Origin of the sequence: Actinoplanes missouriensis 431, assembly GCF_000284295.1 — a bacterium.
Classification (GTDB): domain Bacteria; phylum Actinomycetota; class Actinomycetes; order Mycobacteriales; family Micromonosporaceae; genus Actinoplanes; species Actinoplanes missouriensis.
In genome coordinates this window covers 6,553,713-6,566,442 of the sequence record NC_017093.1, presented here as the reverse complement: position 1 = coordinate 6,566,442, position 12,730 = coordinate 6,553,713, and the positions used below count along the sequence as shown (strand labels likewise).

Genomic DNA, 12,730 nt, shown 5'->3' with positions numbered 1-12,730 from the left:
TCATAGGCGGAGACACTGGCTAATTAGATCTGGCAACGGCCGGCATCGCTAGTACAGCCTTCGGGCGTGGAACGTGGGTTGGTGCGGCTGGAATCTGGTGATGAGCACCCTGTTGGGTATCTGAAAGAACAACCTTGCCGGCGAGGCCGGTGGTTGTTTTTCAATGCCAGGCGCGATCTGGGAATTCATACCGCTCGGTTCTGCCGGGGTTTGGTGGGTTTCTGGTCGGATCGCGGGTTGGTCGTTGGTTGAGAATTGCACAGTGGACGCGAGCATCTTGTTTTCTGTGGTTAAGTTGTCAAGGGCGAACGGTGGATGCCTTGGCACCAGGAGCCGATGAAGGACGTGGGAGGCCGCGATAGGCCTGGGGGAGCTGCCAACCTAGCTGTGATCCCAGGGTGTCCGAATGGGGAAACCTGGCACGAGTCATGTCGTGTCATCCGCACCTGAATTCATAGGGTGTGTGAGGGGAACGCGGGGAAGTGAAACATCTCAGTACCCGTAGGAAGAGAAAACAACCGTGATTCCGTGAGTAGTGGCGAGCGAAAGCGGACGTAGCCTAAACCTTGCGTGTGTGATACCTGTCAGGGGTTGCACGTGGGGGGTTGTGGGACCTGCTTTGATGTGCTGACACGCATCTAAAGAGTTACAAAGCTTGTTGTTAGTCGAATGGTGTGGGAAAGCCAGCCGTAGACGGTGAGAGCCCGGTAGACGAAAATTCCAAGCCTCTTTGCAGTGTTCCCGAGTAGCAGCGGACTCCTAGAATCTGCTGTGAATCTGCCAGGACCACCTGGTAAGGCTGAATACTTCCTGGTGACCGATAGCGGACAAGTACCGTGAGGGAATGGTGAAAAGTACCCCGGGAGGGGAGTGAAATAGTACCTGAAACCGTTCGCCTACAATCCGTCGGAGCCTTAGCTTTATAGCGGGGTGACGGCGTGCCTTTTGAAGAATGAGCCTGCGAGTTAGTGGCATGTGGCGAGGTTAACCCGTGTGGGGTAGCCGTAGCGAAAGCGAGTCTGAATAGGGCGCCCAAAGTCGCATGTTCTAGACCCGAAGCGGGGTGATCTAGCCATGGGCAGGTTGAAGCGTGGGTAAGACTACGTGGAGGACCGAACCCACCAACGTTGAAAAGTTGGGGGATGACCTGTGGTTAGGGGTGAAAGGCCAATCAAACTCCGTGATAGCTGGTTCTCCCCGAAATGCATTTAGGTGCAGCGTCGCGTGTTTCTTGCCGGAGGTAGAGCACTGGATGGTCTAGGGGGCCCACAAGCTTACTGAAATCAGCCAAACTCCGAATGCCGGTAAGTGAGAGCGCGGCAGTGAGACTGCGGGGGATAAGCTTCGTAGTCGAGAGGGAAACAGCCCAGATCGCCAGCTAAGGCCCCTAAGCGTGTGCTAAGTGGAAAAGGATGTGGGATCGCATGGACAACCAGGAGGTTGGCTTAGAAGCAGCCACCCTTTAAAGAGTGCGTAATAGCTCACTGGTCAAGTGGTTCCGCGCCGACAATGTAGCGGGGCTCAAGCACACCGCCGAAGCTGTGGCATTCACACTTTGCTCGACTCAATCTTTCGGGGTTGAGCCCAAGCGTGTGGATGGGTAGGGGAGCGTCGTGTTGCGGGTGAAGCGGCGGAGTGATCCAGCCGTGGACGCTACACGAGTGAGAATGCAGGCATGAGTAGCGAATGAAGGGTGAGAACCCCTTCCGCCGGATGACCAAGGGTTCCAGGGGCAGGCTAATCCGCCCTGGGTGAGTCGGGGCCTAAGGCGAGGCCGAGAGGCGTAGTCGATGGATAACGGGTTGATATTCCCGTACCCGCGTAGAAGCGCCCAAGACGAACCTCATAGTACTAACTACTTGATCAATTCAATGGCTTCGGCCGGCGATGCGGGAGACTAGGACCTCTGTGGGTAGTAGTTTAGCGATGGGGTGACGCAGGAAGGTAGATGAGCCCGGCCGGTGGTTGTGCCGGGGTAAGCGTGTAGGCCGTACCGTAGGCAAATCCGCGGTGCACATGGGCTGAGACGTGATGCCGAGCCGTTCTGGTGAAGTCATTGATCCTATGCTGCCGAGAAAAGCCTCTAGCGAGCTTCGAGCGGCCCGTACCCTAAACCGACACAGGTGGTCAGGTAGAGAATACCGAGGCGACGGGTGAACTGTGGTTAAGGAACTCGGCAAATTGCCCCCGTAACTTAGGGAGAAGGGGGGCCGGACGCGTGAAGCCCTTTGCGGGTGGAGCGTGGTATGGCCGCAGAGAGCAGGGGGAAGCGACTGTTTACTAAAAACACAGGTCCATGCGAAGTCGTAAGACGATGTATATGGACTGACGCCTGCCCGGTGCTGGAACGTTAAGGGGACCTGTTAGCCCGTGAGGGCGAAGCGGAGAACTTAAGCGCCAGTAAACGGCGGTGGTAACTATAACCATCCTAAGGTAGCGAAATTCCTTGTCGGGTAAGTTCCGACCTGCACGAATGGCGTAACGACTTCCCCACTGTCTCAACCACAGGCCCGGCGAAATTGCAGTACGAGTAAAGATGCTCGTTACGCGCGGCAGGACGGAAAGACCCCGGGACCTTTACTATAGCTTGACATTGGTATCCGAATTTAATTGTGTAGGATAGGTGGGAGCCGGTGAAGCTCGGACGCCAGTTCGGGTGGAGGCATTGTTGAAATACCACTCTGTTGGGTTTGGGTATCTAACTTGCGGCCCTGATCGGGTCGAGGGACAGTGTCTGGTGGGTAGTTTAACTGGGGCGGTTGCCTCCTAAAGGGTAACGGAGGCGCCCAAAGGTTCCCTCAGCCTGGTTGGCAATCAGGTGTTGAGTGTAAGTGCATAAGGGAGCTTGACTGTGAGACTGACGGGTCGAGCAGGGACGAAAGTCGGGACTAGTGATCCGGCACTTGCGTGTGGAAGCGGTGTCGCTCAACGGATAAAAGGTACCCCGGGGATAACAGGCTGATCTTCCCCAAGAGTCCATATCGACGGGATGGTTTGGCACCTCGATGTCGGCTCGTCGCATCCTGGGGCTGTAGCAGGTCCCAAGGGTTGGGCTGTTCGCCCATTAAAGCGGTACGCGAGCTGGGTTTAGAACGTCGTGAGACAGTTCGGTCCCTATCCGCCGTGCGCGTTGGATACTTGAGAAGGGCTGTCCCTAGTACGAGAGGACCGGGACGGACGAACCTCTGGTGTGCCAGTTGTTCTGCCAAGGGCACGGCTGGTTGGCTACGTTCGGAAGGGATAACCGCTGAAAGCATCTAAGCGGGAAGCCTGCTTCGAGATGAGGTATCCCACCACCTTGAGTGGGTAAGGCTCCCAGGAGACTACTGGGTTGATAGGCCGGAGATGTAAGCACGGTAACGTGTTGAGTTGACCGGTACTAATAGGCCGAGGGCTTAACCACTCTAAACATTGCGCTTGCGTCCACTGTGTGATTCACAGCAAACGAACAACCACCCCGGTTGAGACACATCGGGTTGCTGGTTTGTTCTGCTGAAGGCTGTTTCGGTGGTCATAGCGGTGGGGAAACGCCCGGTTACATTCCGAACCCGGTAGCTAAGCCCTCCAGCGCCGATGGTACTGCACTCGGGAGGGTGTGGGAGAGTAGGACGCCGCCGGACTCAACGTGAAGGTCGAGGGCCGCCCCCGCTCGGGGTCGGCCCTCGACTGCGTTTAAGACAGATTCTCCGAGTAACTTTGTGTGTTGACGCATGGCCGCTGCCCGTTCCGAGGGCCCGCCGCCGTACTGGAAGGAATTGAACCGTGACTACAGGACCGCAGGACGGCGGCTCCAGCAACCGAGACGGCGAGAGCCGTTCCGGCAGCAGTCGCGACGGAAGTGGCGGCGAGCGCCGGGGCGACCGGGGCGGCTATCAGGGTGGCGGCGAGCGGGGCGGATCCCGTGGCGGCTACCAGGGCGGCGATCGTGGCGGCTACCGGGGCGACAGGGACCGAGGCGGTGACCGTGGCGGTTTCCGCGGCGGCGACCGCGATCGGGGCGGTGACCGCGGTGGGTTCCGTGGCGGTGACCGTGACCGTGGTGGTTTCCAGGGTGGCGGCGACCGCGGTGGTTTCCGTGGTGGTGACCGTCCGCAGGGCGGCGGTTACCAGGGTGGCGGCGATCGTGGCGGCTACCAGGGTGGCCAGCGCTCGGTGAGCGGCGACCGCGGCGGCTTCCGTGGTGGCGACCGCGATCGCGGTGGTTACCAGGGTGGCGGCGACCGGGGCGGGTTCCGTGGCGGTGACCGTGACCGTGGTGGTTACCAGGGTGGCGGCGACCGGGGCGGTTTCCGTGGTGGGGACCGTCCGCAGGGCGACCGTGGTGGTTTCCGTAGTGACCGTCCGCAGGGTGACCGTCCGCAGGGTGGCGGCTTCCGTGGTGGCGACCGTGATCGTGGCGGCTACCAGGGTGGCGGCGACCGCGGTGGTTTCCGTGGTGGCGACCGTGATCGTGGCGGTTACCAGGGTGGCGGCGACCGCGGTGGTTTCCGTGGTGGCGACCGTGACCGGGGCGGCTATCAGGGTGGCGGCGACCGGGGTGGTTTCCGTAGTGACCGTCCGCAGGGGGGCGGCTTCCGTGGTGGCGACCGTGACCGTGGCGGTTACCAGGGTGGCGGCGACCGCAGTGGTTTCCGTGGTGGCGACCGTGACCGTGGTGGTTTCCAGGGTGGCGGCGACCGCGGTGGTTTCCGTGGTGGGGACCGTCCGCAGGGCGACCGCGGTGGTTTCCGTAGTGACCGTCCGCAGGGTGACCGTCCGCAGGGTGGCGGCTTCCGTGGCGGAGACCGTGACCGTGGCGGTTACCAGGGTGGCGGCGACCGCGGTGGTTTCCGTGGTGGGGACCGTCCGCAGGGCGACCGCGGTGGTTTCCGTAGTGACCGTCCGCAGGGTGACCGTCCGCAGGGTGGCGGCTTCCGTGGCGGAGACCGCGATCGCGGTGGCTACCAGGGTGGCGGCGACCGCGGCGGTTTCCGCAGTGACCGGCCGCAGGGTGACCGGGGCGGCTACCAGGGTGGCGGCGACCGCGGCGGGTTCCGTGGCGGGGACCGTGACCGTGGCGGTTACCAGGGTGGCGGCGACCGCGGCGGCTTCCGTGGCGGGGACCGTCCGAGTGGTCCGCGTGAGGGCTTCCAGGGCGACCGCGGCGGGTTCCGTGGTGGCGACCGTCCGCAGGGTGACCGTCCGCAGGGCGGCGGCTTCCGTGGCGGAGACCGCGACCGCGGTGGCTACCAGGGTGGCGGCGACCGCGGCGGCTTCCGTAGTGACCGTCCGCAGGGTGACCGTCCGCAGGGTGGCGGCTTCCGTGGTGGCGACCGCGACCGCGGTGGCTACCAGGGTGGCGGCGACCGGGGCGGGTTCCGTGGTGGCGACCGTGACCGGGGCGGCTACCAGGGTGGCGGCGACCGCGGGGGCTACCAGGGTGGCAACCGTGGTGGTTACCAGGGTGGCGGCGACCGGGGCGGGTTCCGCAACGACGACCGCGGTGGCTACCGGCGGGACGAGCGGAACGGCACCGGTGAGGGTCCGCAGGACGAGGCCGGCCAGGCGCCGTTCCAGTCCCCGGACATTCCCGAGGACATCGTCGCGACCGACCTCGACCAGGAGGTCCGCGCGGAACTGAACTCGCTCGCCCGGGAGATGGCCGACAAGGTCGCGCGGCACCTCGTCGCGGCCGGCCAGATCATCGACGAGGACTCCGAGCTCGCGCTGCAGCACGCGATCGCCGCGCGCCGGCTCGCGTCCCGGATCGCCGTGGTGCGTGAGGCCGTCGGTCTTGCCGCCTACGCGGCCGGGGACTGGACCACGGCGATCGCCGAGCTGCGCACCTACCACCGGATGACCGGGCGGCAGACGCACCTGGCCGAGCTGGCCGACTGCGAGCGGGCCCTGGGCCGGCCGGAGCGGGCGATCGACCTCTACCGCGGAGCCGACATGGCGAAGCTGGAGAAGAGCGGCGCGATCGAGCTGCTGATCGTGGCGGCCGGCGCCCGTAGCGACCTGGGTCAGCACGACGCCGCCGTGGCGATGCTGCAGGTCAACGAGCTCACCAGCCAGGAAGATGCGGATTGGGCGGCACGCCTGCGCTACGCGTACGCGGATGCCCTGCTCGCGGCGGGCCGCCGTGAGGAAGCGCGGGAGTGGTTCGCCCGGGCTGCCGCGGTGGACACGGAGCAGCTCACCGACGCGGCCGAGCGTCTGCTCGAACTCGACGGGGTCGCCATCGAGGGCGACGACGACGAGGACGACGAGGAGACCGAGGCTGCGCTCGGCGAGGGCGGCGCGGAGACCCGTTCCGAGGACGACGACGACTCCGAGGGCGACACCGCGGAGTTCGACGGCGAGGACGACGAGCCGGTTGCCGTGCGGGACGCGGACGAGTTCGACGACGAGGACGACGAGGACGAGCCGGTTGCGGCCCGGACCGCTGACTCCGCCGAGTTCGCGGACGAGGACGACGAGGACGACGAGTCGGCCGAGCTGTCCGCGACCGACGTGAACACCGACGGCCTCGCCGACGCGGACGAGAAGCACGCGGACGAGAAGCACGCGGACGAGAAGCACGCGGACGACGAGCAGCCCCGGGGATGAGCGACCACCTGGCCGCCGGCTACGACCTGGTCATCTTCGACCTGGACGGAGTCGTCTTCCTGATCGACAAACCGATCCCGGGAGCGGCCGAGGCGGTCGACCGGCTGCGTTCCGGCGGCACGCCGATCGCGTACGCGACGAACAACGCGTCGCGGCGGGCCGCCGACGTGGCCACGCTGCTGACCGGCATGGGTGTGAGCGCCACGCCGGCCGAGGTGCTCACCTCGGCCGGCGCGGCCGCCGCCCTGCTCGCCGAGCGGTTCCCGGCCGGTGCGCCGGTGCTGGTGGTCGGTGCGGAAGCGCTCCGGGCCGAGGTCCGCGACGCGGGTCTCACCCCGGTCGGCTCGGCCGAGGACGAGCCGGTCGCGGTGGTTCAGGGGTACGGCCCGGAGGTCGGCTGGAAGGTCCTGTCCGAGGCCGCGCTCGCGGTGCGGGCCGGGGCGGCCTGGTTCGCGACGAACACCGACCGGACCCTGCCCAGCCCGCGCGGCCCGCTGCCGGGCAACGGCTCGTTGGTCGCGGTGCTGCGCACGGCCCTGGACCGGGAGCCGGACGTGGTGGTCGGCAAACCGCAGCCGGGGCTGTTCACGACGGCCGCGACGCTGTCGCGGGCGGACCGGCCCCTGGCCGTCGGCGACCGGCTGGACACCGACATCCAGGGTGCGGTCGGCGCCGGGATGGACAGCCTGCTGGTGCTGACCGGTGTGAGCGGCCCGGCGGATCTGCTGGCCGCGCCCGCGGAGCGCCGGCCGGCATTCGTCGCTGCCGACCTGTCCGGGCTCTTCCGGCCCGCCGATGAGGCGCGCGTGCCGGCGACCGGCGGCGAGGCCGGTGGCTGGCGGGTCAGCCGGGACGGCGACCGTGCGGTGCTGGACGGCTCCGGTGACCCGGTCGACGCGTTGCGGCTGCTCTGCGGGGTGACCTGGGACGGAGTTCCGGTCGCCGCGGTGGAGGCGGGCTCACCCGCGGCCGGGGAGCTGCTGCGGGACTGGGGCGTCTGACCCCGTACCCCCAGCGGGGTTAGTGACGCGGGTGATGCCGGGTGAGGCCGGCCAGCAGGCGGCTGGACTCGATGGTGGCGCTGTCGGTGGGAGCGTGCTCCGGAGCGACCGAGGCGGCCGGTCGGTAGCGGCGGCGCGGCAGTGGCGCGTCCGGGTCGATGTGCAGCAGGCCGTCGACCACCGAGAGCACCGGCGTGCTCATCCAGTCGAAACTCGGCACCGCCACACTCTCGGCCTGAGTGTGCAGGTCGTCTGAGCTGGTCATGGTCCTTCCTTCCCGGCCGGCCGGCGCCGGTCACACGTCGTTCCTCCCGTCAGCCTGGCACCGTGCGGGAGGCGTCCGCTACGTCCGGGAAAAGGTCAGTCCTTACCGGACGGCGCTTCCGGGTCAATCGTTCGCCCGATCGGCCGATCATGAGGGTTGTGAGCGGGTTCACTCTGCCGCGTGGCGCCCGGCTCTCCGACGCGTCGTGGGCGGCGCGGCATCGGATCGTCACGCGCCTCCTCTGGTTTCACGCGCCTGTCTTCTTCGTGGTCGGCATCCTCGGTCCCCGGCCCACCTGGGAGGCGATCCTGCTGCCGGTGCTGGTCGGGGTGTGGGCCGCCGCGGCCACGCTGGTGCCCTCGTCCAGCGGCAAGTCGTCGCACACCAGCGTCGGGCTGATCGCCTGCACGTTCGTGGCGATCGAGCTGACCGGCGGCGAGATGTCGGCGCACATCCACCTGTACGCCGTGCTGATCTTCGTGGCGCTGTATCAGCAGTGGACTCCGCTGGCGTCGTCGATCGCCGTTGTCGTGGTGCATCACGGGGTGCTCGGGCTGATCGCGCCGGACCGGGTGTTCGGCGATCATCACATGGGTGTCGCCGCGGCGCTCGTCATGGTCGCGGTGCACGCCGGGCTGCTCACCCTCGAGGTGGCCGGCATCGTGATCTTCTGGCACTTCGCGGAGCAGGCCGAACGCGAGAACGAGGCGCTCGCCCAGCAGGCCGAGCAGGCCCGGCGGGACGTCGAACGGGCCGAGCAGGAATCCCGCGAACGCGCGGCCGAGGATCTGCGGATCCGCTCCGAGCAGACCGCCGAGCAGGCCCGGCAGATCACCGCCGACGTGGCCGGGATCAGCGGGGAGGCGCACGCCGCGATCTCGGCGGTCGCGTCGGTGGACCGGGAGCTCGCCGCGCTCACCGCGTCGGTCGGGGACATCGCCCGCCGGTCCGCGGCGGCCGCCGAGACCGCGGCCGGTGGCAAGGAGGCGGCGTCGTCGGCCGGCGAGAAGGTACGGGCCCTGGAGCGCTCGGTCGCCGAGATCGCCGAGGTGAACGCGCTCATCGCGTCGCTGGCCGAGCAGACGAACCTGCTCGCGCTCAACGCCACCATCGAGGCGGCCCGCGCCGGTGAGCTCGGCAAGGGGTTCGCCGTCGTGGCGGGCGAGGTGAAGGACCTGGCCCGGGAGACCGCGACATCGGTGGAACGGGTCAAGCAGGTGATCACCGCGATCGTCGCCGAGACCGACGACGTGGCGCAGACGTTCGCGTCCACCACCGGAGCCGTCGACGAGATCCACAAGGTGCAGCTCAACATCGCGGCGTCGGTGGAGGAGCAGGCCCTGATGCTCGCCGAGGTCACCACCCAGCTGTCGAACGCCACCTCGGCGGCCGACCAGGTGCTGGCCGGTCTGCAGACCCTGTCCGCCCGCGCCGGATCTTGAACGTTTTCCGGTGCGGTTCCGTATCCGGGAGCGCTGCTGGCGCTCTCAGAGGAGCTTACGAAGTTTGAGCAGGTCGAACGGGTTCGCCTTCACCTTGATCTGCCCGGACGTGAACGCGCGGGTGAGATCGAGCTTGCCGTTGATCAGCTCGATCAGGTGGTCGCTCGTCGCGGTCAGGGCGATCTTGGCTTTCGGATCGTCGCCGTCCGCGATGTCGATCAGGCGGCCGCCGGTGATCCGGCCGTGGAACGCGGTGTCCAGGTCCGTGATCCGGCAGGCAAGCGTGCGATCGAGATCGAGGTGGCCCTGGGCCTCCGCATTGGCCGCCAGTTTCGCGGCCAGGTCGTGCAATGCTTGCCGGCACTCGTCCACGGTGGCCATCGGCACTCCCCCTCATGACACCAGCACGCGCTCGCGACACCAGCACGGTACCTCAGGAGTTTGACTGCGGTGCCCGGTAGCGTGGCACCCGACGCGGCGAGAGGAGCCGAGATCATGCCGGACGCATGGCGGGCATATCTGGACCTGGCACTCGGGCTGACCGAGGCGCCACGGAAGAAAGCACAGCAGGTCGCGGGGGAGGTGCTCACCCGGGGCGGCGCGACCGCGGCCCAGTTGCAGACAATGGTGGAGGACCTGCTCTCGGCCGGCGTGGCGAACCGTGAGGCGCTGACCAACATCGTTCGGTACGAGGTGGACCGCGCGCTCGGGCGTGTCGGGCTGGCCACCGCCGACGAGGTGTCCGATCTGACGTCCCGGGTGCACGACCTCGAGCGGCAACTGCGGGACGCGCAGTCGCAGGCCGGGAAGGCGCCGGGTTCGCCGGGACCGGCGGGTGCTTCGGGGCCGGCTGTCTCGCCGGGGCCGGTCAAGAAGGCCGCGGTGAAGAAGGCCGTCGCCAAGAAGGCCGGGCGGGCCAAGCCGAACGCGATGCCCGCCGCGGGGACCGGGCCCGCGGGGTCACCGAGCAATGTGGCCGCCGCGCCGGAGACACCCGCGCCGGTGAAGGTCACGCCGGCCAAGAAGACGGCTGCCAAGAAGGCGGTGGCTCCGAAGACGGCGGTGGCTCCGAAGGCTCCGGTCAAGAAGGCTGCGGCCAAGCGCGCCAAGGCTGCCGTCCCGTCGCAGAGCACACCCGCTGCGAGTGTGGACACGCCCGCGGTGGGTGTGCCCGTTCCGGCGGGGACCGCCGCGGCGCCGGTCAGCCCGGTGGTCGAGGCCGCCGCGGCGACCACGCTGCCGCCGGTGGCCGAACCGCCGACCGCGACCGGGTCGGCCCGCAAGGCCGCTCCGAGCAAGGCAGCGCCGGCCCGGACGCCCGCGCAGAAGCGCGCGCCCCGCCAGACGGCCGCTGCCAAGACGACTGTGGCCAAGACGACTGCGGCCAAGACGACTGTGGCCAAGACGACTGTGGCCAAGACCGCGGCTGCCAAGAAGGCGGTGCCGAGCCAGGGCGGCGCGGCGGAGACGGCCGGACCGGCCGAGACCACGGAGGCGTGATCCCGTGACGTTCCCGAACGCCGCACAGCCCGCGCCGCCGCTCGGCGGGAACCCGGAGGACACCGGGCACCCGGCGGTGGACGCGGTGCTACGGTCGCTCGCCAACGCCGCGCGGCTGGCACCGGCCGAGCAGATCGCCGAGTACGAGGCCGCGCACCAGGTGCTCCAGGAAACCCTGGCGAGCATCGACCGCTGACACACCTCGTACAGAAAGAACTGAAATGGCTCGCCGCGCGCGACTGGACGCCGAACTCGTCCGCCGCAAACTCGCCCGTTCCCGGGAACAGGCCGCCACTCTCGTCGAGGCCGGCCGTGTGCAGGTCCGTGGCGTCGTCGCCCACAAGGTGGCGGCGATGGTCGACCCGGCCGACCCGGTGCTGGTCACCGGGGAGGACCCGCAGACCGAGTACGTCTCCCGGGGCGGCCACAAACTCGCCGGGGCGCTGAGCGCCTTCGGCGGGGGCGGGCTGACCGTGGACGGCCGGCGCTGCCTGGACGCCGGGGCGTCCACCGGTGGCTTCACCGACGTGCTGCTGCGTGCCGGCGCGCGTGAGGTGGTCGCCGTCGACGTCGGGTACGGGCAGCTGGCCTGGCCGATCCGGCAGAACGAGCGGGTCGTGGTGATGGAGCGCACCAACGTCCGCACCCTGACCCCGGACGCGATCGGCGGCCCGGTCGACCTGACCGTGGCCGACCTGTCGTTCATCTCGCTGCGGCTGGTGCTGCCGGCGCTCGCCGCGTGCACCGACGGCGATCTCGCGCTGATGGTGAAGCCGCAGTTCGAGGTCGGCAAGGAGCGGGTCGGCGCCGGTGGCGTGGTCCGCGACTGGCGGCTGCGGGCCGAGGCGGTGCTGGACGTGGCGGCCGCCGCGCAGGAGCTGGGCCTGGGCGTGCGGGACGTGACGGCGAGCCCGCTGCCCGGTCCGAGCGGCAACGTGGAGTTCTTCGTGTGGTTCCGTCGTGACGCCCCGCCCGCCGACCGGGAGCGGGTGGAGAGCGTGGTCGAGGCCGGACCGGTCCCTCTGGAGGAGAAATGACGCGTTCGGCCCTGCTGGTGACGCACACCGGCCGGCGGCAGAGCACCCAGCACGCCCGCGCGGTGGCGCTGGATCTCATCGCGGCCGGCTTCGAGGTGCGGGTCATCGCCGAGGAGGTCGCCGACCTGGACCTGCCGGACGAGGTGAAGCCGGTCGACGGCCCGGGCGCCGCCGAGGGCGTGGAGATCGTGCTGGCGCTCGGCGGCGACGGCACGTTCCTGCGCGCGGCCGACCTGGCCCGGCCGGTGAAGGCGCCGCTGCTCGGCATCAACCTGGGCAAGGTGGGCTTCCTCGCCGAGGCGGAGATCGAGCACATCGACGAGGCGGTCGCCAGCGTGGTGGCCGGCGACTACACGGTGGACGAGCGGCTCACCCTGGACGTGCGGGCGGAGTACGACGGCCGTCTGATCGCCGAGTCGTGGGCGCTGAACGAGGTCTCGGTGGAGAAGGGGCAGCGGGCGCAGATGCTCGAGCTGCTCGTCGACGTGGACGGCCGCCCGCTCTCCCGGTACGGATGTGACGGTGTGGTGTGCGCCACACCGACCGGCTCGACGGCGTACGCGTTCTCGGCCGGCGGTCCGGTGGTCTGGCCCGAGGTCGAGGCGCTGCTGCTCGTCCCGATCAGCGCCCACGCGCTGTTCAGCAAGCCGCTGGTGACCGCTCCGACGTCCACGTTCGTCCTGACGGTGGACCCTTATACCTCCTTTGCGGTGCTCTGCTGTGACGGTCGCCGCACCTGGGACCTGCCGCCCGGCTCGAAGGTGACGGTCGAACGGGGTCAGCTGCCGGTCCGCGTGGTCCGCCTGGCGCCCCGGCCGTTCACCGACACGTTGGTGGCGAAGTTCGAGCTCCCGGTGGTGGGCTGGCGCGGCAATCGACGCTGATCACCTCCCGGGT

The 12,730-nt window shown here is 68.2% G+C and carries 9 protein-coding genes, 2 rRNA genes and 1 pseudogene; 9 read left to right on the top strand and 3 right to left on the bottom strand.

All coding sequences use genetic code 11. The features are described 5' to 3' along the window. Positions 1-288: 288 nt before the first annotated feature. Positions 289-3,403 (top strand): 23S ribosomal RNA (locus AMIS_RS30065). Between the two features lie 100 nt (positions 3,404-3,503). Then, a 5S ribosomal RNA gene (gene rrf / locus AMIS_RS30060) occupies positions 3,504-3,620 on the top strand. Between the two features lie 52 nt (positions 3,621-3,672). On the opposite strand, the gene AMIS_RS40945 is transcribed toward rrf, so the two are convergent. Then, on the bottom strand, positions 3,673-5,715 hold the full coding sequence (locus AMIS_RS40945; RefSeq protein WP_051042201.1) for a hypothetical protein: 2,043 nt from the start codon (positions 5,713-5,715) through the stop codon (positions 3,673-3,675). Between AMIS_RS40945 and AMIS_RS30050 the strand changes: the two genes are divergently transcribed. After that, positions 5,638-6,588, top strand: coding sequence for a hypothetical protein (locus tag AMIS_RS30050; protein WP_014446212.1), 951 nt, complete (start codon positions 5,638-5,640; stop codon positions 6,586-6,588). The two genes, AMIS_RS40945 and AMIS_RS30050, sit on opposite strands and share 78 nt — an antisense overlap. Further along, entirely contained in the window at positions 6,585-7,589 is a 1,005-nt protein-coding gene (locus AMIS_RS30045; protein WP_014446211.1) for an HAD-IIA family hydrolase, read from the top strand. The genes AMIS_RS30050 and AMIS_RS30045 overlap by 4 nt, the downstream gene beginning before the upstream one ends. A 19-nt stretch (positions 7,590-7,608) precedes the next feature. Here the strand turns inward: AMIS_RS30045 and AMIS_RS30040 are convergent, their stop codons facing one another. Further along, positions 7,609-7,854: a hypothetical protein gene (locus AMIS_RS30040; RefSeq protein WP_014446210.1), complete on the bottom strand. Its 246-nt coding sequence runs from the start codon at positions 7,852-7,854 to the stop codon at positions 7,609-7,611. Positions 7,855-8,003: 149 nt separating this feature from the next. Here AMIS_RS30040 and AMIS_RS44720 point away from each other — a divergent pair, with 149 nt between their 5' ends. Continuing rightward, the gene (locus AMIS_RS44720) at positions 8,004-9,296 is read left to right on the top strand and encodes a methyl-accepting chemotaxis protein (protein ID WP_014446209.1); all 1,293 of its coding nucleotides are present in this window, start codon (positions 8,004-8,006) and stop codon (positions 9,294-9,296) included. A gap of 45 nt (positions 9,297-9,341) precedes the next feature. On the opposite strand, the gene AMIS_RS30030 is transcribed toward AMIS_RS44720, so the two are convergent. Next, positions 9,342-9,677, bottom strand: a complete 336-nt coding sequence (locus tag AMIS_RS30030; protein ID WP_014446208.1) for an SCP2 sterol-binding domain-containing protein — start codon at positions 9,675-9,677, stop codon at positions 9,342-9,344. Positions 9,678-9,791: 114 nt separating this feature from the next. Between AMIS_RS30030 and AMIS_RS41985 the strand changes: the two are divergent. From AMIS_RS41985 to AMIS_RS30010, 4 genes and pseudogenes are all read left to right on the top strand, one after another. Then, a pseudogene (locus tag AMIS_RS41985) lies at positions 9,792-10,433 on the top strand (phasin family protein); the annotation flags it as partial. A gap of 367 nt (positions 10,434-10,800) precedes the next feature. Beyond that, positions 10,801-10,992: a hypothetical protein gene (locus AMIS_RS30020; RefSeq protein WP_014446206.1), complete on the top strand. Its 192-nt coding sequence runs from the start codon at positions 10,801-10,803 to the stop codon at positions 10,990-10,992. A 25-nt stretch (positions 10,993-11,017) separates the two neighbouring features. Then, complete coding sequence (locus AMIS_RS30015) at positions 11,018-11,833, top strand: TlyA family RNA methyltransferase (protein ID WP_014446205.1); 816 nt, start codon at positions 11,018-11,020, stop codon at positions 11,831-11,833. After that, positions 11,830-12,717, top strand: a complete 888-nt coding sequence (locus AMIS_RS30010) for an NAD kinase (protein ID WP_014446204.1) — start codon at positions 11,830-11,832, stop codon at positions 12,715-12,717. The genes AMIS_RS30015 and AMIS_RS30010 overlap by 4 nt, the downstream gene beginning before the upstream one ends. Positions 12,718-12,730 lie beyond the last annotated feature (13 nt).

Coding starts and splice junctions, on each gene's coding strand:
- AMIS_RS30050 (WP_014446212.1), top strand. CDS start 5,638: ATGGCCGACAAGGTCGCGCGGCACCTCGTCGCGGCCGGCCAGATCATC.
- AMIS_RS30010 (WP_014446204.1), top strand. CDS start 11,830: ATGACGCGTTCGGCCCTGCTGGTGACGCACACCGGCCGGCGGCAGAGC.
- AMIS_RS30015 (WP_014446205.1), top strand. CDS start 11,018: ATGGCTCGCCGCGCGCGACTGGACGCCGAACTCGTCCGCCGCAAACTC.
- AMIS_RS30030 (WP_014446208.1), bottom strand. CDS start 9,677: ATGGCCACCGTGGACGAGTGCCGGCAAGCATTGCACGACCTGGCCGCG.
- AMIS_RS44720 (WP_014446209.1), top strand. CDS start 8,004: ATGAGGGTTGTGAGCGGGTTCACTCTGCCGCGTGGCGCCCGGCTCTCC.
- AMIS_RS30040 (WP_014446210.1), bottom strand. CDS start 7,854: ATGACCAGCTCAGACGACCTGCACACTCAGGCCGAGAGTGTGGCGGTG.
- AMIS_RS30045 (WP_014446211.1), top strand. CDS start 6,585: ATGAGCGACCACCTGGCCGCCGGCTACGACCTGGTCATCTTCGACCTG.